The sequence below is a fragment of the Sandarakinorhabdus cyanobacteriorum genome (assembly GCF_002251755.1).
GTDB lineage: Bacteria > Pseudomonadota > Alphaproteobacteria > Sphingomonadales > Sphingomonadaceae > Sandarakinorhabdus > Sandarakinorhabdus cyanobacteriorum.
Window position 1 is genome coordinate 1 of the sequence record NZ_NOXT01000063.1, and the last position, 23,375, is coordinate 23,375.

The 23,375-nt window shown below is 68.3% G+C and carries 17 protein-coding genes and 1 tRNA gene; 9 read left to right on the plus strand and 9 right to left on the minus strand.

Features of this window, described 5'->3' with window-relative positions; genetic code table 11:
* Positions 1 to 103: 103 nt before the first annotated feature.
* The 3 genes from lepA to CHU93_RS01990 all read right to left on the minus strand — a co-directional run bounded on the left by lepA (position 104) and on the right by CHU93_RS01990 (position 4,385).
* Entirely contained in the window at positions 104 to 1,912 is a 1,809-nt protein-coding gene (gene lepA / locus CHU93_RS01980; protein WP_094472524.1) for a translation elongation factor 4, read from the minus strand.
* Between the two features lie 72 nt (positions 1,913 to 1,984).
* Positions 1,985 to 3,697 carry a sensor histidine kinase gene (locus CHU93_RS01985; protein WP_133064279.1) on the minus strand — a complete coding sequence of 571 codons (1,713 nt, stop codon included), beginning with the start codon at positions 3,695 to 3,697 and terminating at the stop codon, positions 1,985 to 1,987.
* Positions 3,698 to 3,737: 40 nt separating this feature from the next.
* Positions 3,738 to 4,385 carry a response regulator transcription factor gene (locus tag CHU93_RS01990; protein ID WP_094472526.1) on the minus strand — a complete coding sequence of 216 codons (648 nt, stop codon included), beginning with the start codon at positions 4,383 to 4,385 and terminating at the stop codon, positions 3,738 to 3,740.
* 131 nt (positions 4,386 to 4,516) lie between these two features.
* On the opposite strand from CHU93_RS01990, the gene CHU93_RS17835 reads away from it, so the two are divergent.
* From CHU93_RS17835 to CHU93_RS02010, 4 genes are all read left to right on the plus strand, one after another.
* A complete protein-coding gene (locus CHU93_RS17835) occupies positions 4,517 to 5,497 on the plus strand; it encodes a PEPxxWA-CTERM sorting domain-containing protein (RefSeq protein WP_133064280.1) in 981 nt (326 codons plus the stop codon).
* A gap of 71 nt (positions 5,498 to 5,568) precedes the next feature.
* A complete protein-coding gene (locus CHU93_RS02000) occupies positions 5,569 to 6,867 on the plus strand; it encodes an FAD-dependent oxidoreductase (RefSeq protein ID WP_094472528.1) in 1,299 nt (432 codons plus the stop codon).
* On the plus strand, positions 6,867 to 8,144 hold the full coding sequence (locus CHU93_RS02005; RefSeq protein WP_094472529.1) for a YfiM family lipoprotein: 1,278 nt from the start codon (positions 6,867 to 6,869) through the stop codon (positions 8,142 to 8,144). Before CHU93_RS02000 ends, CHU93_RS02005 begins: the two co-directional genes overlap by 1 nt.
* A 94-nt stretch (positions 8,145 to 8,238) precedes the next feature.
* A tRNA-Pro gene (locus CHU93_RS02010) sits at positions 8,239 to 8,315 on the plus strand.
* Between the two features lie 343 nt (positions 8,316 to 8,658).
* On the opposite strand, the gene CHU93_RS02015 is transcribed toward CHU93_RS02010, so the two are convergent.
* The gene (locus CHU93_RS02015) at positions 8,659 to 12,144 is read right to left on the minus strand and encodes a CHAT domain-containing tetratricopeptide repeat protein (RefSeq protein ID WP_165768563.1); all 3,486 of its coding nucleotides are present in this window, start codon (positions 12,142 to 12,144) and stop codon (positions 8,659 to 8,661) included.
* A 131-nt stretch (positions 12,145 to 12,275) separates the two neighbouring features.
* On the opposite strand from CHU93_RS02015, the gene CHU93_RS02020 reads away from it, so the two are divergent.
* On the plus strand, positions 12,276 to 13,442 hold the full coding sequence (locus tag CHU93_RS02020; RefSeq protein WP_094472538.1) for a nucleotide sugar dehydrogenase: 1,167 nt from the start codon (positions 12,276 to 12,278) through the stop codon (positions 13,440 to 13,442).
* Positions 13,439 to 15,496 (plus strand): alpha-galactosidase, encoded by a 2,058-nt coding sequence (locus CHU93_RS02025; protein ID WP_094472531.1) that lies wholly within the window; start codon positions 13,439 to 13,441, stop codon positions 15,494 to 15,496. Before CHU93_RS02020 ends, CHU93_RS02025 begins: the two co-directional genes overlap by 4 nt.
* Here CHU93_RS02025 and CHU93_RS02030 read toward each other — a convergent pair.
* Genes CHU93_RS02030 through CHU93_RS02050 form a run of 5 tightly spaced genes read right to left on the minus strand, consistent with a single transcriptional unit; the run spans position 15,493 to position 19,702 of the window.
* Positions 15,493 to 16,968, minus strand: coding sequence for a serine hydrolase domain-containing protein (locus tag CHU93_RS02030; RefSeq protein WP_094472532.1), 1,476 nt, complete (start codon positions 16,966 to 16,968; stop codon positions 15,493 to 15,495). The genes CHU93_RS02025 and CHU93_RS02030 overlap by 4 nt on opposite strands.
* Entirely contained in the window at positions 16,965 to 17,450 is a 486-nt protein-coding gene (locus CHU93_RS02035; protein WP_094472533.1) for a DUF3299 domain-containing protein, read from the minus strand. Before CHU93_RS02035 ends, CHU93_RS02030 begins: the two co-directional genes overlap by 4 nt.
* 17 nt (positions 17,451 to 17,467) lie before the next feature.
* A complete protein-coding gene (locus tag CHU93_RS18095; protein WP_094472534.1) occupies positions 17,468 to 18,739 on the minus strand; it encodes an ABC transporter permease in 1,272 nt (423 codons plus the stop codon).
* Positions 18,736 to 19,422, minus strand: coding sequence for an ABC transporter ATP-binding protein (locus tag CHU93_RS02045; RefSeq protein ID WP_094472535.1), 687 nt, complete (start codon positions 19,420 to 19,422; stop codon positions 18,736 to 18,738). The genes CHU93_RS18095 and CHU93_RS02045 overlap by 4 nt, the downstream gene beginning before the upstream one ends.
* Complete coding sequence (locus tag CHU93_RS02050) at positions 19,409 to 19,702, minus strand: hypothetical protein (RefSeq protein ID WP_094472536.1); 294 nt, start codon at positions 19,700 to 19,702, stop codon at positions 19,409 to 19,411. The genes CHU93_RS02045 and CHU93_RS02050 overlap by 14 nt, the downstream gene beginning before the upstream one ends.
* A gap of 222 nt (positions 19,703 to 19,924) precedes the next feature.
* Between CHU93_RS02050 and CHU93_RS02055 the strand changes: the two genes are divergently transcribed.
* The 3 genes from CHU93_RS02055 (at position 19,925) to CHU93_RS02065 (ending at position 23,366) form a co-directional block, all read left to right on the plus strand.
* Positions 19,925 to 22,312, plus strand: coding sequence for a M1 family metallopeptidase (locus tag CHU93_RS02055; RefSeq protein ID WP_243375097.1), 2,388 nt, complete (start codon positions 19,925 to 19,927; stop codon positions 22,310 to 22,312).
* Complete coding sequence (locus tag CHU93_RS02060; protein ID WP_207759186.1) at positions 22,309 to 22,806, plus strand: DUF6702 family protein; 498 nt, start codon at positions 22,309 to 22,311, stop codon at positions 22,804 to 22,806. The genes CHU93_RS02055 and CHU93_RS02060 overlap by 4 nt, the downstream gene beginning before the upstream one ends.
* A 281-nt stretch (positions 22,807 to 23,087) precedes the next feature.
* Positions 23,088 to 23,366: a hypothetical protein gene (locus CHU93_RS02065; protein WP_094472537.1), complete on the plus strand. Its 279-nt coding sequence runs from the start codon at positions 23,088 to 23,090 to the stop codon at positions 23,364 to 23,366.
* The last annotated feature ends 9 nt before the right edge of the window (positions 23,367 to 23,375 follow it).

Sequence of the window (23,375 nt, forward strand, 5' to 3'; positions counted from 1 at the left end):
CCTATCAATGAATCAAGAGGCTGATTGGGTTTAGACCCTAGGGCCAAGCGCCCCCTCCGTCGCCCTGAGGGCGCCACCTCCCCCAGAAGGGGAGGATTTTTCGTCAATTATCATCCCCCATGCGCAGCGCCGCGATGAACGCTTCCTGCGGGATGTCCACATTGCCGTATTGCCGCATCCGCTTCTTCCCTTCCTTCTGCTTTTCCAGCAGTTTGCGTTTGCGGGTGGCGTCGCCGCCGTAGCATTTGGCGGTGACGTCCTTGCGCAGGGCGGCGATGGTTTCGCGGGCGATGACCTTGCCGCCGATGGCGGCCTGGATGGGGATCTTGAACAGGTGGCGGGGGATGAGGTCTTTCATCCGTTCGCACATGTGGCGGCCGCGGGCTTCGGCCTGGCTGCGGTGGACGATCATGGAGAGGGCGTCCACGGCTTCGGAATTGACCATGATCGACATCTTGACGAGGTCGCCTTCGCGGTGGCCGATCTGGTGGTAATCGAAGCTGGCATAGCCGCGGGAGATGGATTTCAGCCGGTCATAGAAATCGAAGACGACTTCGTTCAACGGCAGTTCGTAGACGACCTGGGCGCGGCCACCGACATACGTCAGGTTCTTCTGGATGCCGCGCCGATCCTGACAGAGCTTCAGGATGCTGCCCAGATATTCATCGGGCACATAGATGGTGGCTTCGATCCACGGCTCATCGATCTGCAGGATGGAGGAGGGGTCCGGCATGTCGGCCGGGTTGTGCAGTTCGCGGGTGGAACCGTCGCGCATGGCGATGTGATAGACGACCGACGGGGCGGTGGTGATCAGATCGAGGTCGTACTCGCGGCTCAGGCGTTCCTGGATGATTTCGAGGTGGAGCAACCCCAGGAAGCCGCAGCGGAAGCCGAAGCCCAGCGCGGCTGAGGTTTCCATTTCAAAGCTGAAGCTGGCATCGTTCAGGCGCAGCTTGGCGATGCTGTCCCGCAGCTTTTCGAAATCGGCGGCATCTGTGGGGAACAGGCCGCAGAACACCACCGGCTGCACTTCCTTGAACCCGGGCAGCGGTTCGTTGGCAGGGCGCTTGGCGTCGGTGATCGTGTCCCCCACGCGGGCTTGCGCCACTTCCTTGATCTGGGCGGTGATGAAGCCAACCTCGCCGGGGCCGAGTTCGGCGAATTGCTCGATCTTGGGGCGGAAGGCGCCAACCCGGTCCACCAGGTGCACGCTGTCGGCGGCCATGAACTTGATCTGCTGGCCCTTGCGGATGCTGCCATCGATGACGCGGATCAGGATGACGACGCCCAGATAGGGATCATACCAGCTGTCGACCAGCATGGCCTTAAGAGGCTTGGTGGCGTCCCCCTTGGGCGGCGGGATGCGCTTGACGATGGCTTCCAACACCTCGGTGATGCCGATGCCGGATTTGGCGGAGGCCAGAACGGCGTTGGAGGCATCGAGGCCGATGATGTCCTCGATCTCCTTCTTCACCTTTTCCGGCTCGGCCGACGGCAGATCGATCTTGTTGATGACGGGCACGATCTCGTGGTCATGCTCGATCGATTGATAGACGTTGGCCAGCGTCTGCGCCTCTACGCCCTGCGCCGCATCCACCACCAGCAACGCGCCTTCGCAGGCAGCGAGGGAGCGGGAGACTTCATAGGCAAAGTCGACATGCCCCGGCGTGTCCATCAGGTTGAGAACATAATCGAGGCCATCGGAGGCGCGATAATCCAGCCGCACGGTCTGCGCCTTGATGGTGATGCCGCGCTCCTTCTCGATATCCATGTTGTCGAGCACCTGTTCCGACATCTCGCGCGCGGCGAGGCCGCCGGTCGTCTGGATCAGCCGGTCGGCCAGGGTGGATTTCCCGTGATCGATGTGCGCGATGATCGAGAAGTTGCGGATGCGATTGAGGTCTGCGGTCATGGCGGCGGTTTAGGCTGCAGGACCGGCTGGCGCAATGGCCGAGGCGGGCGCATGAAGTCGCGGGGATTGGCGTCAGCGCGCCAGCGGCAGCCACAGGCTGATATTGGTGCCGGCCGTGGTGGCAATGGTCAGCTGGCCGTGCAGGGCGGCGGCGCGCCCGTGCATGTGGGCCAGGCCACGGCCGGTGGCGGCCGAAAGCGCAAAGCCCCGGCCATCATCGGCAACCCAGGCCGCGATGCCCGGTTGGCCCTGGTGCACACGCGGGGCGCAGCCGATGGCGATACGCTGGGCGCCGCTGTGCTGGATGGCGTTGCTGATGGCTTCCTGGAACAGCCGCAGCACATGCAACGCATTGGCGGCATCCAGCCAGGCCAGGGCCGGGCAGGGCGCCACCTGCCAGTCAACCGCGATGCCGGCGGCGGCCAGATCACTGGCGATGCGGTGCCGCAGCGAGGCGAGCAGCGCGACCATGTCGCCATCGACGGGTTCCAGGCTGTCCACCGTCAGCTTGAGATCGGCCAGCGCGCGGCGCAGCGGGGCGATGGTGCCCGGCGGCTGGCCCTGACGCTCGGCCACGGCCACGGCGGCGACCAGATTGGCACCGATGCCATCGTGCATCTCGCGCATCAGCCGCTCGCGCTCGCCCTCGATGGCACGCTCCACCTCCAGGGCGCGGCGGCGCTCTTCGCTGGCGGCCAGATCGGCGCGCGCACTGGCCACGGCCCGTTCCAGCGCCAGGTTCATGCCTTCGGTGGCGGTGAGGGCGGCCACGAACTGCCGGCCCAGGCTGATGAAGAAGGCGGCAAACAGGCTGAGGCCGGCAAAGGGCTGGAAGAAGAAGCCGGCGCCTTCCCACCAGTGGAGCAGATGGATGCGGCCCAGATCATGCACGGCAAAGCCGGTGTTCAGCGCGACCACGGCGATGATCAGCGCCTGATCCGGCCCGCGCCGCTGCCACGCCGACCACAGCAGCAGACCGGCCGTGCCCAGGCCCATCAGGATCAGCAGCAGGGCACTGGGCAGATCAGCTTGGCCCAGGCCAATCAGGATCTGGCGCAGCACCAGGCCGGCAAACCCGGCAGCCAGCAGGCCAAGCTGCCAGCGCCGGGCCTGCGGCAGCCGGGCGAACTCCAGGCAATAGCAGAAGGTGACCGGCACGACGATGAAGATGCTTTCCCGGCTGATGGCGGCGAACAGGCCGGTATCGATGGGTGGCCTTGTGACATGGAAATGCAGGCTGCGCAGCCACCAGCCCAGGCCAACCACCACCAGCAGCAGCAATTCCGGTTGCCGTCGCCGGGCCCGCCACAGCAGCAGCACCAGCAGCCACAGCAGCAACAGGCTGGCATTGGCACTGCGCGGGCCGTCGATGCGCCAGAATTGCTGGCGGGCAAAGGCCGCCTCAACCGCGGCCGGCGGGCCGGCTTCCACCTGGCCCAGGCCCAGCGCCCAGGGCGGCGCGGCGGCCACATCGACGGTGATGATGTTGGCCCCGGGCCGCAACAGCGCGGCCGGCAGGGTGATGCGATAAGGGTGGTTCCAGCCCAGCACCGGATCGCCCGGGCCGGCGGCATTGCTGAACAGCGGCACGCCGTTCAGGCTGACGGTCACCGCCTCGCGCATGTCGGTCAGCAACAGCGCCACCGGCCGGCCATCCCAATCCAGCCGGAATCGGGCGCGCAGGTGGCGGCTGCCGGCAGGGGCCAGCCAGGGCGCGTTGCGGGTGATCGGCGGCGCGCCATCCACGCTGATCCGGGCCGGCCCAAGCGGGGTGCGTGCCGCCACCGGCGCGGCCAACAGCAGCAAGATCAGTGCGGCAAGCGCCCTAAGGCTGGATAAGGCCCAGAACATTGGCTTCATACAGCGCTTCGGCGCGACTGTTCACTTCCAGCTTGCGATAGATATTCTTGACATGGCTGGCCACCGTGTGGGCCGAAAGCCCCAGCAGCCCGGCGCATTCGGCATAGGAAAAGCCGCGGGCCAAGAGGCGCAGCAGCTCCAACTCGCGATCTGACAGCGGGGAGGGCTGGGCCGGCGCCGGCTGGATGCGCCGCAACAGCTGGCGGGCGATGGTGGGGCTGATCGGCGAACCGCCGGCGTGCACGGCACGGATGGCCGCCAGCGCTTCGGCCATGGCATCGCCCTTCAGCACATAACCGCGCGCGCCGGCCATGATGCTGGCCAGCACCTTGTCCTGATCGGCGAACATCGTCACCACCAGCACATCGGCCTCCGGCCAGCGCTGGGCTGATTGGCGGATCAGGTCGATGCCGCTGCCATCGGGCAGACCCAGATCACAGAGCAGCACATCATAGCCGCCTCGGGCCACCAGTGCGGCCCCGTCGGCCAGGTTGGCGGCGCTGCCGGCCAGCAGCATGTCGGCCTCGCTGGCGATGGCGTCGCCCAGATGAACGCGCAAGGCGGGATCATCCTCGGTGAGGATGATCCGGATGGGGGCAGCTGATACGGGCATCGCGAACCCGAATCTGGCCACAGCCGGCCAGGCAAGTAAAGCCCTGCACCATCCCATGATCATGGCATGACAAGGCGCAGCCCCTCGGAAATCATCATGGCGGGTCGGTCAAACTGATGGGGTGTGTGGTGATGCGTGTTCATTCTCCTGTTCTGGCCCTGTTGCTGGCGGCGGCTGCGGCTGTTCCGGCCATGGCCGCCGGCAGCGGCACGGTGAGCTTCGAATTTCTGGAGTATCGCGGGCCGGTGGCCGTGGGCCCACCGCCCAACGATCCGGGCACCTGGTTCCTGGCCGGTCAGGTGGCGGGGATCGACATGGTCTCGGCCGCAGTCAACGGCAATCCCAATGTGGCGTTCACCGGTGGCCGCCAGGTCGATCCCGCCGCGCCCCTTGGCGCCACGCAATGGTTCACCGCCAATGTCGCCCTTACCGGCAACAGCGTCGATTTCGTCTACCGCGGCTTTGAGGGCAGCCCGCAGTTTGCCACGTTGTTGAACAGCATCAGCGTCCAGAACGGCAGTTTCAGTGGCATAAATGTCGGCGATCCCTTCACGCTCGGCCGGCTCACCTTCCGCAACGGCGGCTGGTTCGGGGCCGGCAATGATCCGGCCGACAATCTGCCGTCGGAATTCCGCTTCCGCATCACCACCAGCTCGGCCGATGGGCCCCAGTTTAACCAGACCGTCTGGGGCCGCATCGAACTGACGGTGAACGCACCCTTTCCCAACGATCTGGCCACGCTTGCCGGTCAGCAGGCCGAAGCCGACTGGGTGAGCGTCTATCAGACCGACAGCAGTTTCAGCACCGACCTCCGCTCGCTGGGGGCGCTACGGGTCTATGATGCCTGCTGCGGGCCGCCGGGGGCCGGCAATGTCGGCAGCATCGATCTGAACGGCGTGTTCGGCTCGCTGAACCTTGCCAGCCTGTCCAACCCCGGCGGCAGCGGCTTCTTCACGGCCAGCACCCTGCCCTTGCCGCCGGTGCCGCCCGGTGGCGGTGGCGGCCCCGGCGGCATTCCCGAACCCGATGCCTGGGCCCTGCTGATTGCCGGCTTTGGCCTGACCGGTGCCGTGGCGCGGCGGCGGCGGCGAAAGGCCAGCTTGGCCGCCTGATGGCGCTGGTTGCTTGACCGGACGCGGCCGGGGCGCATAAGCCCCGGCCATATCCAGTTCCGGAGGCAAATTTGACCATCAGCATCGCCATCATCGGGGCCGGCCCGGCCGGTTATTACACCGCCGAAGCCGCGCAGAAACAATGGGGGGAGGGCGTGCGCATCGACATCATCGATCGGCTGCCCAGCCCCTATGGCCTGATCCGCGCCGGGGTGGCGCCGGATCACCAGTCGATCAAGGCGGTGACCAAGCGTTATGAGGCGACCAATCTGGCGCCGGGCACAAGGCTGGTTGGCCATGTCGAGGTGGGCCGCGATGTCAGCGTGGAGGAACTGCTGGGCCTCTATGATGCCGTCGTGCTCTCGGTCGGTGCGCCGCTGGACAAACCCATCGGCATTCCCGGCGATGATCTGCCCGGCGTGGTCGGTTCGGCGGCGTTCGTTGGCTGGTACAATGGCCATCCCGATCATGCCGGCCTCAAGGTTGATCTGTCCCACCACGGCGCCGCCATCATCGGCAACGGCAATGTGGCGATCGATTGCGCCCGCATCCTGGCGAAAACGGTGGAGGAGCTTTCGACCACCGATATCGCCAACCATGCCCTGAAGGTGCTGGCCGCCAGCGCCGTGCGCGATGTGCACATCGTCGGCCGGCGCGGGCCGCACCAGGCCAGCTTCACCACCAAGGAAGCCGGTGAGCTGGGCCATCTCGTCCGCGCCCAGGCCATCGTGAAGCCGGGCGATCTGCCGCCGGAGGCAGAGGATGCCGCGCTGGAGCCGGGCCACCGCAAGATGGTCACCCATCTGCGCTCCTTCGCCGGCCAGCCCCGCAACGACAAGCCGGGCACGATCAATTTCGAATTCTTCCGCCGCCCGGTCGCCGTGGAGGGCCATGGCAAGGCCGAACGCCTGATCGTGGAAACGACCCGGCTGGAGGATGGCCAGGCCGTCGGCACCGGCGAGCTGCACGCCATTCCGTGCGGGCTTGTGATTGCCTGCATCGGCTATCGCACCGCTGAGATTCCCGGCGTCGCCTGGTCTGACAAGCTTGGTCGCTTCCCCACCGATGATGCCGGGCGCATAGCCCCCGGCCTTTATGCCAGCGGCTGGGCCCGGCGCGGCCCCAGCGGTACCATCGGCACCAACCGGCCCGATGGCTTCAGCGTGGTCGCCGCCATGGTGGATGATGGCATCAGCCCCAGCGGCAAGGCCGGCCCAGCGGGGCTGGACGCGCTGTTCGCCGCCCGCGCCGTCAAGGCCACCGATTTTGCCGGCTGGCACCGGATCGAGGCCGCCGAAGTCGCCGGCGCCCGCCCCGGCGCCCCGCGTGAGAAGATCGTGGACGTGGCCCAGATGCTGGCGCTGGCCTGATGCCGGCGTGGCAGCGCTGGCTTCGCTTGGCGCTTGCCTCGGCGGCGCTGCTTCTGGCCGCGCTGCTGCTGCTCGTCATCGAAACCACACCGCTGGTGCCGGCCAGCGCGCCGCCGGGCGGGGCTCAGGTGCGCGCTGCCCGCGCCGCCTTCAACAGCCTGCGCCAAACCATGATGAGCAGTGGCGGCGGCGATCTGTTGTTCAGCGCCGATGAACTGGATGCGGTCACCCTGCTCGCCGGGCGCGGCCTGGGCCTGAAGCACAGCCGCACCACGCTGGCCGCCGATCATGTCGAACTGGCCACCAGCATCGCGCTGCCGGCCGGGCTGTGGCTCAACCTGTCGGCCCAGGCGCAGCCGGCGTCCGCCGGCTTCCCGCCGCTGCGGCTGGCGGCGGGCGATCTGGTGCTCACGGGCCGGCCGGCGCGCTGGGCCGCCGATGCGGCGCGCGGCCTGCTCCGCCTGCGCGGCGTGGCGCTGCCGCCGCTGGACGAACTGGTGCGCGGCCTCACCATCCAGCCCGGCCTGCTGCGCGTGCAGCTGGCCGGCGGGCTGGCGCCCACGCACCTGGTGCAGGATGTGCTGGCGCTGGGTGGCGGCCGGGTGGAGGAAGCCCGCGTCGCCGCGCTGCTGTGCCGGCTCAGCGCGCAGCAGCGGCAACAGCCGGCCAGCGAGCTTGCCGTGCATCTGGGCCGGGTGATGGCCGCCACCGCCAACCCGGCGGCGACAGCGCAACAACTGGCGCAGGATCATCGCAACGCGCTGGTGGCGCTGGCGCTGTTCACTGCCGGCAAGAGCGCGCGGCGGCTGGTCGCCGATCAGGCGATGTTCGATCGGTGCGCCGCGCCGCCGCCCGAGCCGGTGCTGGCCGGCCGCACCGACCTCGCCAAGCATTGGGCCGTCTCGGCCGCACTGGCGGCGGTTGGCGGCGTCGAAACCAGCCGGCTGATGGGCGAATGGAAGGAATTGTCGGATTCGATGGCCGGTGGCAGCGGCTTTTCCTTCGTCGATCTGGCGGCAGACCGCGCCGGCTTGCGGCTGGGCCGCGCGGCCGTCAATCCCGTCCGCGCCGCCGCCGTCCGCGCCGAGCTGGCCGGCATCACCAACGAAGGCCTGTTGCCGCCCAGCGTGCTGGCCCTGGCCGAAGGCCTGCCCAACGATCGCTTCGTCGCCCGCTATCGCGACACCGACAGCCAGCGCTTTGCCGCCGCTGTGAAGGCGATTGACCGCATTCTGGCCAAGGGCCGCACGCCGGGCATGGCCACCGCCGCCCCTTGAGGCACAGGCGGGCCGGAAAATATTGCCCGGTCGATGCAATCAAGCGGTTGCATGCCCGGAAGCCGGTCGCTATACGGCCGCTTCCGCGCAAGGTCGGGGCGTAGCTCAGCCTGGTAGAGCACTGTCTTCGGGAGGCAGGGGCCGGAGGTTCGAATCCTCTCGCCCCGACCAGCGCGGAAATCACGAACGGGGATCGGCAATCCGCTCCAGCCACAGGCTGGGGCGTTTTTGTTGCGTTCATCGCGAGAAGCCGGGGCCGGTCGTGTGAAAGGCCGTCCCCGGTGATCCGCTTCAGCCACGAACGCAATTTTTCCACCGTGGACCTGTTTGATTTTGCCCGCACCGGGGTGGAGATCGGCATCACCCGCACGTTCCAGGGTCGATTGCAGTTTGATTGAGCTGCTCATGCCAGGCATGTCGAGCCATCGCCCGCACTTGCAGTTGCCTCGGCAAGCTCGCCCTTCGGCGGGCTCAGGATGAGCGGGTTCGGGATTCCAGCAAACCGCAATCGCGCTCAGGGCGTCACCCCCACCAGGGCGAACGGCGCCCAGGCCGATGGGTGGGAATAAGGCTGGGCGGCGTCATCCTCGCTGCTGTCGGCCGCAAGGGCACGCATGGCCTGCATCAGCGCCGCCGCGCGGCTGGTGCCGGGCTGGGCGTGGGCGATGGTCTCTCCGGTGATGCGGCCCGCCGCATCGTCGCGGATGCGCCAGTGCGACACCAGCAGGCTGCCGGCACCGGCATGGAAAAAGGCACGGGCCAGGCCCGACAGGCCTTCGGGCCCGCCATCGCCGGCCGCCGTGTTGCAGGCCGACAGGATCACCCAATCGGCCGACAATGACAGGCTGGCGGCTTCGGCGGCGGTCAGCAGGCCATCATTGGCAGCATCGCTGGCGCTGCCCGGCGGCGGCGGCGAGAAGGCCAGCGCCGGCTGTGCCAGCCGCCCGCCCAGATCGCCGGCCAGCAGGCCGTGGGTCGCAAACATCACCACCCGTGCACTGGCCAGCAGCGGCCGCCGTTCATACAGCAGCGCCTCGGTGGCGTTGGCGCCCAGCAGCGTGGCCTCGGGCGGGGCGGCGAGGCGGCGGGCCTGGCCCTCCACCTCGGCGCGGGTGCCTGGCAGCGGGGCCAGCGCGGCGATGGCGGCCGGATCGCCGGTGGCATCGCGATAAAGGCCGTGCAGCGCCCCGCCGGCGCCGCCAGCATCACCGCCGCCGCCAAAGGCCGGATCGCCCACCCCGAAAAAGGCCGTGCTGGCCGCCCTGGCCACCCGGCCGGGCCCACGCAGCGCGGCCAGCGCCGACACTTCGGGCACCACGCTGATCGGCCGTTGCAGCCCCAGCCAGGCCGTGCGGCGCAGCGCCTGCGGGTCGCCATCATCGCCGGCCGGCGGCGCCGTCACCAGCGCGGCAAACGGCAGGGCCAACAGGCTGCCCTTGGGCGCCATGATCCATTCCGCCTTGCCGGCAATCAGCCGCTGGATGGCCGGCGCACCCAGCAAGGTCTGATACAGGCGGTGGGCGCGGGCGCGATCGAACGACTCCCGCTCCTCGGGGCTGATCGGCCCGGTGCCCGCACCGCGCAGGCCCTTCACCGTGCGGGCGATGCAGGCGCTGTTGTCGGCCCCACCGCCATGATCCAGATCGCAGCGCAGCGCGGCAATCTCGCGCGCCAGTGCAGCCGGGCCGATCGGAATCTGCGCCCAGGCCGTGCCCTCGCGGGTGACCGCCAGCACCAGGCCGTTCTGTTGCCCGGTGGGCAGGCTGGCCGATCCGGGGTGCAACAGGATCAGCGCCTCGTTGGCCTTCAGTAACGGCGGCTGGCCCTTCTGGCCGCGCTGCAGCGCCGCCAGCGCCACCGGGCCGGGCGCCACCAGCCGGAAATAGGCCGGCGCCGCCCGCGCCAGCGCCGCTGCGGCCGCCGCCACTGCCGTGTCGGCCGCCACCCGATCGCGCGCCAATTGCTGGCGGCGCTGGTCGGTGTCCGCCGCGCGTGTGTCGAGGGCGCGGTTCAGCTGCCGGTCCAGCGCGGCGCGGTTCAACAGCGCCAGTTGCCAATTGGCCCACAGCGGGCGGGCGGCATCCGGCACCGCCGCCCGGGCCGCGGCCTGCGCCAGGGCCCGCCCGGCAGCGCTGTCGCCAGCCGATTGCAGCGCATCCAGGGCCGCCGCGCGGGCATCTGCGCTGGTGCTGCTGGCAAACAGCGCGCGCGCCAACAGCAAGGCGGGCTCCGCACTGACACGCGCCAGCTGGGTCAACTGGTCCGCATCCTCGCTCTGGGCCATTTCGCCCAGGCCGGCACGTCCGATGGCCAGGGCCGTGCGGGCCGGGGCGATGGCCCGGCGCGGTGCCAGGGCCAGTTCGGCGCGGGCCAGCGCCTGGGCGATGCTGCCAGTGTCGGGATGGCCGGCGCCCTGCTGGCGGATGGCCAGTGCCAGCGCCTGCCGCAGCAAGGGCACGGCGTCGGCACTGCGGCCCTGCCGATCCAGATTGGTGGCCAGCGCCGCCATGCGGCTGGCCCGTTCGGCCGGGCCGGCTGCCGCCAACACCGCCCGGCGCAGCGGCTCGGCATCGGCCACCCGGTCGCTTGCCTCCAGCACGCTGGCCAGGCCGGCCTGCAGCCCCATGCGCCCGGCGGCATCAAAGCCGGGCCGTTCATCATAGGCCCGCAACAAGGCGCGCAGATAGTCTTCGGCGCCGCGCCCTTCGCCCAGCGCCACGAACACATCGGCCATGCGCAGCCCGGCAGCGGTGGTGGCCGGGTGCAGCAGGCCCAGCCGATCGCGGCGGCGGGCGACGGCACTGCTGATATAGTCCAGCGCCGCCATCGGCTGGCGCCGGGCCAGCAGCACGCCGGCCAGATCATATTGGCTGGTCAGGGTGTCGGGATGGGTGCTGCCCAACCGGGCGGTGCGGATGGCCAGGGCCGCGCGGTGCCGGGCCTCGGCGGCGGCCAGACGGCCCTGGCGGGCCAGATTGCGGGCCAGATCGGCCAGCCGGGTCGCGGCAAGCGGGCTGTCGGGTTCGGCCGCGGCCAGCAGCGCCTGCCGCAGCGGCTCGGCCGCCTGCAACTGGCCCAGCGCCTCGCGCACCACCGCCAGATTGGCCATGGCCAGCCGGGTGGCGGCATGGCCGTCGCCCAACAGCCGCTGCCGCCGCGCCAGCACGTTGGCATGGATGGGCTCGGCCTCGGCGAGGCGGCCCTGGCTGAACAGGCTGCCGGCCACGCTCGCCAGCGCCGCGATGCTGTCGGGGTGATCATCGCCCAGCCGGCTGCGGCGGATGGCCAGCGCCTGACGAAACTCGGCTTCGGCAGCGGCAGGCTTTCCCTGTTCGTCCAGGGCCTCGGCCAGAAGCGCATGGAGGGAGGCCATGTCAGGGTGGTCGGGCCCCACCAGCGGCAGCGCCCAGGCCATGAGGGCGCGGGTTGCCTGTTCTGCCGCCGGCCAGTCGCGGGCGTTGCGGGCCTTGCCCACGGAAGTTTCCAGCGCCGTGCGCGCCTGCGCCTGGGCCGGGGTGAGTGATGGTGCGGCCGGTGTCGCCAGCCGGCCAAGATTGCGCAGCGCGGCTTCGGCCATGGCGCCATCGGCCTGCCCACGCGTCGCGGCCAGCAGGCGACGCTGCAACCGGCGGGCCTCGGCAGCCTTGCCTTGCGCTTCCAGCGCCAGCGCCAGGGTGCGCCGCGCCGTCAACGGCCAGGCGCTGGGCCGGGCGCGCAGGCGGCCGGCGATGGCCAGCGCGGCGCGGGCGCTGGCCTCTGCCCCTGGCCAATCGGGCAGGCGGGTCTGCGCGATGGCCTGTTCGGTCAGCAAGATGCCGGCTTCGGCCGATCGGCCCTGGCCGGCGGCGGCCAGAATGGCGATGCGGGCGCGCGCGGCGGTGATGGCGGCGGGGTAATCCTGCCGTTCGAAGGCGGCATCCACGGCCGGATCGGCCCGCAGTGGCTTTGCCACACACAGCAGCAACAGGCTCAATCGGGCGGCAAGGCGGCGCATCGCCATATCTGTGCCATCAACGTCGGGCAAAGGCTTGGACAAACCCGCCAATTTCTGCCGCTGCAGCATTGCACGGCCGGCATTTCCGGGCCACAGAAGCGGCGATTGCGCCCAATTTGGGCAGACGGAGCATGGGCATGAAGATTGCGGTTGTCGGCCTCGGCTATGTTGGCCTGTCCAACGCTGTGCTGCTGGCGAAGGCGCACAGCGTGACGGCGGTGGACGTGATGCCGGCACGGGTGGATCTGGTGAACAACCGCAAGAGCCCGATTGTCGATCGCGAGCTGGAGCATTTCCTCGCCACCCGCACGCTCGATCTGGTGGCCACCACCGATCTCGATGCTGCGTGCCGCCAGGCCGAGCTGGTGGTGATCGCCACGCCCACCGATTATGATCCGGCCACCAACCATTTCAACACATCGTCGGTGGAAAGCGTGGCGCGGGCGGCGCTGGCCAGCAACCCCGATGCGAAGATCGTCGTCAAATCCACCATCCCGGTCGGCTTCATCGAACGGGTGCGCCGCGAACTGGGCACGGGCAACATCGTGTTCAGCCCGGAATTCCTGCGCGAGGGCCGCGCCCTTTATGACAATCTCCACCCGTCGCGCATCATCGTCGGCGATTCCGGCCCCATCGGCCAGATGTTTGCCGCCCTGATGCAGGCCGGCGCCGAAAAGCCCGATGTGCCGGTGCTGCTCACCGATCCGGCCGAGGCGGAGGCCATCAAGCTGTTTGCCAACACCTATCTTGCCATGCGCGTCGCCTTCTTCAACGAGCTGGACAGCTATGCCATGGCCCACGGCATGGACACGCGCCAGATCATCGAGGGCATCGGCCTCGATCCGCGCATCGGCACGCACTACAACAACCCCTCGTTCGGCTATGGCGGCTATTGCCTGCCCAAGGATACCAAGCAGTTGCTGGCCAATTACGGCACGGTGCCGCAAAATCTGATCGCCGCCATCGTGGATGCCAACCGCACCCGCAAGGATTTCCTGGCCGAACAGATCCTGGCCCGCAATCCGAAGACCGTGGGCGTGTTCCGGCTGGTGATGAAGGCCAACAGCGACAATTTCCGCCAGAGCAGCATCCAGGGCATCATGAAGCGCATCAAGGCTCGCGGCATCCGCGTGGTGCTGTTCGAGCCGGCGCTGGAGCAGGACGAATTTTTCGGCTCCCCCGTCATCCGCGATCTCGATCAATTCAAGGCCGAGGCCGATGTGATCCTGGCCAACCGCATGAGCGACCAACTCGCCGATGTCGCCCCCCGGGTCTTCACCCGCGATCTGTTCGGGGCCGATTGAGCCGGCTGTTCGCCCTCCACGGCCGCGAGTCCAGCCTGGTCATCGAACAGGCGGCCAGCGGCCTGCTGTGGCGCCATTGGGGCGCACGCCTGCCGGATGAACTGCTGGCCGGCCCCTGGCTGGAAGCCGGCCGGCCGGTGCCGACCTTCTCGCTCGATGCGCCGATCCCGCTCACTTTGGTGCCAAGCTTCGGGTTGGGCTGGTATGGTCAGAGCGCGCTTCTGGCCCATCGCGCCGGCCAGGATTTTGCCCAGGGCTTTGCCGATTGCAGCGTCGTGCCGGATGGTGATCGGCTGGTCTGCAGCTTGCGCGATGCCGTTGCCGGGATCGCGGTGCAGCTGGTCATCACGCTCGATCCCGAAACCGATGTGGCCAGCATCACCACCAGCCTGACCAACATCGGCGATGGCGTGCTCGATCTCCATTGGCTTGCCGCCGCCACCCTGCCGCTGCCGCCCGAAGCCCAGGCCGTGCGCCATCATGCCGGCCGCCACATCAACGAATTTGCCGAACAGACCGACCGCCTTGGCCAGTTCATCTGGCTGCGCGAGAACCGCCACGGCATCACCAGCCATGGCCATTTCCCCGGCGCGGTGGTGCTGGGCCCCGGCACTACCGATCACGCCGGCCCGGCCTGGGGGGCGCAGCTGGCCTGGTCGGGTAATCATCGCCAGCTGATCGAACGGCTCGACGATGGCCGCAGCCAGTGGCAGCTCGGCGGCTGGCTGGCCCCTGGCGAGGTGCGGCTGGCCCCCGGCGCGCAGCACGACAGCCCGGCGGTGCTGGCCTGCTTCTCCCCCCATGGCCTGGGCGGCGTGGCGCGCGGCTTCCACGCCGCCGTGCGCGGCCCGGTTCCGCAGCGCCCCCGTCCCGTGCTGATCAACAGCTGGGAAGGCTTTTACTTCGATCATGATCCGGCGCGCATGATGGCGTTGGCCGATGCCGCCGCCGGCATCGGGGTGGAACGCTTCGTGCTGGATGATGGCTGGTTCGCCGGCCGTGATGACGCCCGCACCTCGCTGGGCGACTGGTGGGTTGATCCGCGCAAATATCCCGATGGGTTGAAACCGCTGGCCGATCATGTGCGCGGTCTGGGCATGGAATTCGGCCTGTGGGTCGAACCCGAAATGGTCAGCCCCGACAGCGAAATGTTCCGCGCCCATCCGGAATGGGCCCTGCAGCTGGCCGGTCGCCCGCTGGCCACGGCGCGCCATCAGCTGGTGCTCGATCTGACCCGCGCGTGCGTGACCGACCATCTGTTCGACCGCCTGTCCGCCCTGGTGGCCGATCTGGGCGTTGCCTATCTCAAATGGGATCACAACCGCGATCTGGCGCCGGCCGGCGATGCCGAAGGCCGTGCCGCCTATGGCCGGCAGGTCCGGGCCACCTGGGCGCTGATGGATCGGCTGCGCGCCGCCCATCCCAGCCTCGAGATTGAATCCTGTGCCGGCGGCGGTGGCCGGATCGATGCCGGCATGGCGGCGCGGGCGCAGCGCTTCTGGGCCAGCGACTGCATCGATGCCCGGCTGCGCATCGGCCTGCAGCGCGGTTTCCTGCAGTTTCTGCCGCCCGAAATGATGGGCGCCCACATCGGGGCCGAGCGGTGCCACACCACAGGCCGGCGCTTTTCGCTGGCCTTCCAGGCGCTGGTGGCGGCACAGGGCCATCTCGGGCTGGAGTTTGATCTCACCCGGCTTGATGCGGCCGAACGCGCCCGGCTGGCCGGCTGGATCGCCTTTTACAAAGCCCATCGCCATCTGCTGCACGGCAATGTGTGGACGGGCACCGCCGGGGATGGGGTGGCCTGGCATGCCGCCGGCGGTGACGGCGAATGGCTGCTGATCGTCTATCGCACCGAAATCATGCTGCAGCGCCACGCCGCGCCGCTGCCCCTGCCGTTCATTGATGATGGCCTGTGGCAGGTGGCCGAAGTGCGGCCGGGCGAAATCCGGGATGCACACCGCTACAGCGGCGCCTGGCTGGCGCAATCCGGCCTCGTCATCCCGCCCGGCAAGCCCGACACGGCGACCGCCTTGCGGCTGCGGCGCGTCTAGCGCCTCGCCTCGAACCGCCAGTCCAGCGTCTGCACCCGCACATCCTGTGTCGGGGCGAGCAACACATCGGCCCTGATGCGGCCGTTGGCGCAGGCCCAGTCGAGCCTGGCATCAAGCGCACCGCGGGCGGTGATGGCCGGCGTCGCCTCACAGCGCCCGGCCCTGGCCTTGAGGGCGGCAATGTCGGCGGCGCGGTGGGCGGCGTCGCGGTCCAGCAGCAGGTTGACCGCCAGCAACGCCGGCTCGGCATCGACCCGGCCGCTGGCCAGCACCCGCCCGGCAAAGGCGGCGGCGGTGGTGATGGCGGCCGAAACGGGAATGGCATCGGCCGGCATCAGCCCGGCCTGTTCGATGGCCAGCATCGCCTGCCACGCCAGATCGGATGGCCCGGCATAGGTGTGGTTGGTGAAGACAAACACGCCCCAGCCGCGATCGGGAGCGATCACCATATGGCTGCCATAGCCGGGATAACCGCCGCCGTGGAACGCCACCCGGCCCAGGTCACAATCATCGCCGATGCGCAGGCCGCCGCCATAGACGACGGCGACCGAACAGATGCTGGGCAGCATGTCCCCCGGCCGGTTCATCCGGCGCGGAGAGCCTTCGCCGCGCGCCAGCCGGCGGATGGTCGCGCGGGCGGGGGCTTCGGCTGTGCCGGGCACGGCGGCTGGCCAGGCCGACAGGAGATGATCGATCCAGCGGGCATAATCGGGCACGGTGGTGATCACCCCGCCCATCGCCCCGAACGCGCCGGGGCCCATGTCGGGCTCGCGCTTCCAGCCGCCATCCTCCCAGCGCCAGCCGGTGGCCATTTCGGCCGCCGGCACATCGGCCAGATTGAACGTGGTGCCGGCCATGCCCAGCGGCTGGAAATGGCGGCGGGCGATCTCGGCCTCGAACGGGCGGCCGCTGACATTGGTGATGATGCGGCCCAGGATGGCATAGCCCAGGTTGGAATATTCATGGGTCAGCCCGGTGGCGCGGGTGAAGGGCACGCCGGCCTTGAGCAGCGCGGTGAAATCACCCTCCGGCAGCGGCGTCTGGCGATCGCCCCAGGGATCATCGGTGACAAAGCCGCCCATGTGGTGGAGCAGATCGGTGATGGTGAGATGATCGCCCCAGCCGGCCAGTTCGGGCACATGGGTGACCACCTTGTCATCCAGTCGCAGCCGGCCTTCGGCGGCCAACTGCTCGATGGTCAGCGCCGTGAAGGCCTTGGTCATGCTGGCGATGCGGAAGCGGGTGGTGGCGGTGACGGGGCGGCGGCTGTCGGCATCGGCAAGCCCGTCAAAGCCGAAATGCACCAGGCCCTGCCCACGCTTCACCACGCCCCAGGCAATGCCGGGCCAGTTGCGCATGGCCTTGGTGTCCCGCATCGACGCATCGATGCGGGCGGCCAGTTCGGGCGGCAGCGGCGCAGCGGCGGCCGGAACGGCAACTGCCAGCAGCGCCGCTGCCGCCAGCAGCCTCACATCTCTTTCCCGTCGCTGATCTTGTAGAAGACGCCGCCGCCATCGCTGCCGGCCAGTTCCAGCGTGCCTTCGATGGTGCGCACATCATAATTCATCGGAATGGCGCTCGAAACCTTCACCTCGATGAACTGCTGCGGGCCGGGATTGAGGTGGAAGGGGCAATCGGGCGGATAGGCCAGCAGCACGAAATGGCTCTGGTTGGCGCCCTTGCCCAGCGGCAGCATGTAACCGTTGATCTTCACCTTCTTGCCGGCCAGCGACTTGACCGCCGCCGGATAGAGCGGCTTCACCGCGCCGGTCTTGGCGGCGCGCGGGTCTTCCTGCGCGCTTTCCAGCACCTGCCACGGCACACCACCGGGCGGCGTCGGCGCCGGCTTCCAGATCGATTCCGACGGCTTCAGCGGTCCCTGGGTCTGGGCCAGCACGGCGGGGCCGGCGAGCAGCAGGAAGGCGGCGAGCCCAAGGGAAGTGCGGATGTTCATGCGTCCTCCGATGCGAATCAGCGGCTGTTGGCCAGTGTTTCGGCGATATCCGATTGCAGCACCCTGAACGCGGGAATCAAGGCGGCAATCAGCCCGATGGCCAGGGCGGCGGCGGCGATGATGGCCTCCCCAGGGTGGAAGGCGAGGGCGTTGAGGCCCAATTGGTGCAATTGTTCGAAATTGGCGGCGGCAAGGCCAATCACGCCATGGCCCAAAGCCAGGCCCAGCGCCGTGCCGGCGGCGGCCAGGATCAGGCCCTCGCTCGCCACCTGACCGATGATGGCGGCGCGGCTGGCACCGATCACCCGCAGCATCGCCATGTCGCCCTCGCGTTCCTTCAAGGCGGTGAGCAGCGCGACAAAGATCGACAGGCCGGCGGTCAGCATCAGCAGCACGGCAAAGGCCCGCACGGCATCCAGGCCCACCCCGACCAGCGCCAGCAGGCGGGAGACTTCCACCGCCGGCACCGCCGATTGCAGATTGGTCTGGCGGTTGATGAAACCGGGCAGGCGCACCGCGGCGATCGGGCTGCCAAAGCGCACCAGCACCGAAGTCACCTCGGCCGGGCTCACATGCGCGGCATGCTCCTCGGCCGTCTCGCCCTCGTGGTCATGGCCGCCGGCTTCGTGCGCATGGTCATGGTCCTCGCCCGCATGCTCGTCATGCGGGGCTTCGATGCCGTGCACCGCCCACACGCTTTCGATGCGGGTCAGGATCAACCGGTCGATCACCGTGCCGGTGGGCTTCAGCCGGCCGACCACGATAAACGGGGTCTCCTCATGCTTGGGCCCCTCGTCGCCGCCGCCCATCCCGTGCCCGCCGACAAAGCGCTGGCCCAGCCCGGCGCCCGTGCGCGCTGCCACCTCGGCCCCGATCACCGCCTCCATCGGCTTGGCAAACATGCGGCCATCGGCCAGCGCTGCGCCCATCAGGGCGGGATAGGCCGGCTCGGTGCCGACAATGCGGAAGCTGCGGAAACTGTCCCCCAGCGCCAGCGGGATCGCCTCGGCCACCCCCATCTGGCGGCGCAGCAGGTCGACCGTTTCCAGCGGCACATTCCCGGTCGGGATGTCGACATGATAAACCGAGCTGAGGATCAGCTGCAGCGGTGAGCCCTTGGCACCGACCACCATGTCGATGCCTTGCGAATCCCGGTCGAAGCGGTTTTCCAGCTGGCTGGAAAACAGCAGCAGGATGACAAGGCTGGCCACGCCCAGCGCCAGCAGGATGATGTTGAGCGCGGTGTTCAGCGCCCGGTCGCGCAAATAGGCAAGGCTGAGGCGGATCATGCCGGTACCACCAGATTGAGCCGGTTGGTGAAACGGTCGGCAATGCGGCCATCATGGGTGGCGACCAGCAGCGTGGCGCCCGTGGCATCGGCCGCTTCGAACATCAGGTCGATCACCCGGTGCGCATTGGCATCATCCAGCGCCGATGTCGGTTCATCGGCGACCACCAGCTGCGGCCGGGTGACGAGGGCGCGGGCGATGGCGGCGCGCTGGCCTTCGCCCTGGCTCAACTGGCGCGGCCGGGCGTGGGCGCGGTGCGACAGGCCCACCCGGTCGATCAACCGGTCAATCTCCGGCTGGTCCACCCGGCCCAGCGCCAGCTTCTGTGCCAGCGCCAGATTGGCGTTGACCGACAGCGCCGGGATCAGCCGCAGCGTCTGGAACACCAGCCCGATGGTGGCACGGCGCAGGGCGTCGCGCTTGGCCGGGGGCAGGGCGCTCATCGGCTGGCCGGCAATGTCGATCGCGCCATGGCTGGGCGTCAGCAGGCCGGTGGCGATGTTGATGAAGGTGGTCTTGCCCGATCCCGATGGCCCCAGCAGCAGGGCATGGGCGCGGCGCTGCAACTGCCAATCGCCCATCCGCATCACGGTGCGGCCATCACGCACATGCGAAAGGCCCCTGGTTTCCACCAGGGGCCCTGCGATGTGCGAAGCGGTGGCGCTGCTGTCAGCGGGTGGCATTGGCCAGCGCAGTGGGGGCGGTTGCAGCCGAGGCCACGGCGGTTTCGCCGCCATCCTTCATGCCCAGGCGCTTCAGCATGGCCAGACGGGCGTTCTCGATGGCTTCCTGGCGGCGCTGCTCGGCAATGCGGGCGGCCGCCTCGGCATAGGCGCCGGCATAGGGATCGGTGCCATCCGGGGCATAATGGCTGTAACCCGGCATGCCATCAAAGGCGCAAGCGGTGGCCGGCACGGCGGCCAGAGCCATGGCAGCAACAGCAGCAGCAGCGATCAGACGCATGAAACCCTCCCGATTTCGATTCACCGCGAATATGTCACATCGGTCATGCCCGCGCAACGTGACTGGCGCTGGGGCAAATGCCGCAGGGGGGTTTTCATTGACGACATAATATTACATGAATCACGTCTGCGACGGCGTGGAACGCTTGCCAAGCCGGCGCCAGACGGGCAAACGGCCGCCACGATTTTGGGGACGAGGGAAGATATGCGGTTCCAGCGCGTGATGATGTGGTTGGTGGCAGCCGGCCTTGGGGTGGCAGCGCACGCCAGCCCGATTGCCCAGACCAAGGGCGATTTCGTCGACAAGTTCCGCCAGCTGGAAGGGGAGGATTGGCCAACCCCCACCGATTATCGCAACGCCGCCGGCGCGCCGGGCCATCGTTACTGGCAGCAGAAGGTGGATTATCGCATCACCGCCAGGCTGGACGAGCCGAGCCGCACGATCAGCGGCAGCGAAACCATCACCTATCACAACAACAGCCCTGATCAGCTGCGCTATCTGTGGCTGCTGCTCGACCAGAACTACAAGCGCGACCATATCGCCCAGCGCGCCGAAACCGTGTCCCCCGGCGGCCAGATCAGCATGACCGAAGTGCGCCAGGCCATGCGCTACAAGGAATGGGAAGGCGGCTTCAACAATCTGAAGGTCACCGATGCCTCGGGGCGCCCGCTGAAATTCACCGTGGTCGACACGCTGCTGCGCATCGATCTGGCCAGCCCGCTGAACAGCGGCGCTGCCACCACCGTGAAGATCGAATTCACCCTGCCGATGCCGGAAGCCCGGGTGGTGGGTGGCCGTTCGGGCTATGAATGCTTCACCAAGGCCGATCAGGACGGCAATTGCATCTTCCTCGCCGCCCAGTGGTTCCCGCGCGCCGCCGTCTATTCCGATTACGAAGGCTGGCACAACAAGGCCTTCGTCGGCAGCGGAGAGTTCACGCTGGAATTCGGCGATTATGACGTGTCGATCACCGTGCCGTCCGATCATGTCGTCTCGGCCACCGGTGTGCTCGCCAATCCGGAGATCCTGACCGCCGCCCAGCGCGCCCGCCTGGCCCAGGCCCGCACCGCCAAGGAGCCCGTCTATATCGTCACCCCGGCCGAAGCGCTGGCCGCCGAGAAGGGCAAGCCCAGCGGCACGAAGACCTGGCGCTTCACCGCCAGCAATGTCCGGGATTTCGCCTTCGCCTCCAGCCGCAAGTTCGTGTGGGACGCGATGGGCGTGAAGCAGAATGATCCGCAGGTGCCGCTGGTGATGGCGATGAGCTTCTATCCCAAGGAAGCCCGGCCGCTCTGGGATGCCTATTCCACCAAGGCCATTGCCCACACCATTGATGTCTATGGCGAATTCGCCTTCACCTATCCCTATCCCACGGCCCAGAGCATCAACGGCCCGGTTGGCGGGATGGAATATCCGATGATGACCTTCAACGGCCCCCGCCCGGTGAAGGACAAGAAGACCGGCCAGCTGACCTACACCGAACGCGCCAAATATGGCCTGATCGGCGTTGTCATCCACGAAATCGGCCACAGCTGGTTCCCGATGATCGTCAACAGCGACGAGCGCCAGTGGACCTGGATGGACGAGGGCCTGAACAGCTTCCTCGAGTTCGAGGCCGAGCGCCGCTGGGATCCCAAGTTCCCGCGCGCCCGCGGCGAGCCGCGTGACATCGTGGAATATATGGTCAGCCGCGATCAGGTGCCGCTGATGACCAACAGCGAAAGCGTGCTGCAGTTCGGCAACAACGGCTATGCCAAGCCGGCCACCGCGCTGGTGATCCTGCGCGAAACCATCCTGGGCCGCGAGCTGTTCGATTTCGCCTTCAAGGAATATGCCCGCCGCTGGCGCTTCAAGCGGCCCACCCCTTATGATTTCTTCCGAACCATGGAAGAAGCCTCGGGCGTTGATCTCGACTGGTTCTGGCGCGGCTGGTTCTATTCGACCGACCATGTCGACATCAGCCTCGACAAGGTGGTGAAGGCCCGGCTCGACACCCGCAATCCGGAGGTCGAAAAGGCCTGGGGCCGCGACAAGGCCAAGGCCGAGCCGACGCCGCTCACCATCGCGCGCAACACGCAAGTGCCGGTGATCGACCGCGATCCCGCCACCCGCGATTTCTATGACGAGACCGACAGGTTCACGGTCACGGCCAAGGACCGCAAGGATTATGACGGCCTCAAGAAGAAGCTGGAGCCTGAAGAGGCCGCCGTGCTGGGCTTCAAGGACAATTTCTACCACTTCAGCTTCCGCAACATCGGCGGGCTGGTGATGCCGGTGATCCTCAAGCTGGATTATGAGGATGGCTCATCCGAAACCATCCGCATCCCGGCCGAAGTCTGGCGCTACAACGCCCGCGCCGTCACCTGGCAGCATGTCACGCCCAAGGTGCTGAAGGCGGCCGAGGTCGACCCGCTGTGGGAAACCGCCGACGCCGATCGCAGCAACAACGCCTACCCGCGCCGCATCGAGCCGGCGGTGCTCAAGCTGCGCGATGATCCGACCGGCGACAACCGCATGGCCGACAGCGAGCTGGAAGTGACGCCGGACAGCACCAAGACCCGTCCGATCAAGAAGGACGAGAAGAAGGACGAGAAGAAGGACGAGAAGTGAGGCCGCGCCGGCTGACGTGGGGGCTGGCAGCGCTGCTGCTGGCGACCGCTGTCACGCCGGCGCTCGCCCATCGCGGCCACTCCAGCCTGGCGGTGGTGGAGATTGACGCCAAATCGGGTGCCCTGTCGGTCACCCACATCCTGCAGGCGCATGATGTCGAACCCGCGCTGGTTGACATCGCGCCCGATGCCCAGCCCAGCCTGGATGATCCCGATGCCATGGCGGCGCTGGTCGCCTATGTCGGCCGGCAGTTCCGCATTGCCGGCGTGACGCTCAGCCCGGCCGGACAGCGCCTGACCGGCGACCGGGTCGAACTGCGCTACATCGGCCGGCTGAAGGGCAAGCCGGGGCAACTGCTGATCAACGGCAGCCTGTTTGGCGACAGCTATGATGATCACCAGACCCAGGTGAATGTGCGCCGCGCCGGGATCACCCGCACCCTGTTGTTCGGCCCGGCCGATCCGGCCAGAAGCCTGGCCATTCCGGGTCGCTAGGGCACGGCCCGCCTGCGCGATCCTGCCGCAGGGGCGGCCCGCTACGCCAAAAGACGTAACATCGCTGTGGGCCCGCCATGCCACTGTCACGGCGGGTCGCGGTCGAATCATGTTCGGCAAAGGGCAGGCAGAACCGGCACGGCCGCTACCCGCAAGGGGATGCCGTGTCCGCTCCATGGCATTTCCACAACAAGCGAGCGTGACTGGCTGACGCTGGTCGGGGGGACGGAATCGTCAGGCAGAAATCTCGGCCGGTGCCGTGCCGGCCCAATGGGGGTGCCTTGATCACGACCAACCTTGCCGCCGCTGCCAATTCGCGCCGTGTCCTGTTGCTGGGGGCTGCGACACTCGCCCTCGCGCTGCCGGCCGTGGTCCATGCCCAGGCCGCCCAGCCGGCCGCCACCGCCGCCGCCGATCCGGCCGCGACCGAGGGCGAGGAGGAAGCCGCCGTCATCACCGTCACCGGCAGCCGCATCAGCCGCACCGGCTATGACAGCCCGATCCCGGTCTCCGTCGTCTCCGAAGCCGAACTGAAGGCCGAACCTGTTCCCGCTATTTAGAGAAGTCAC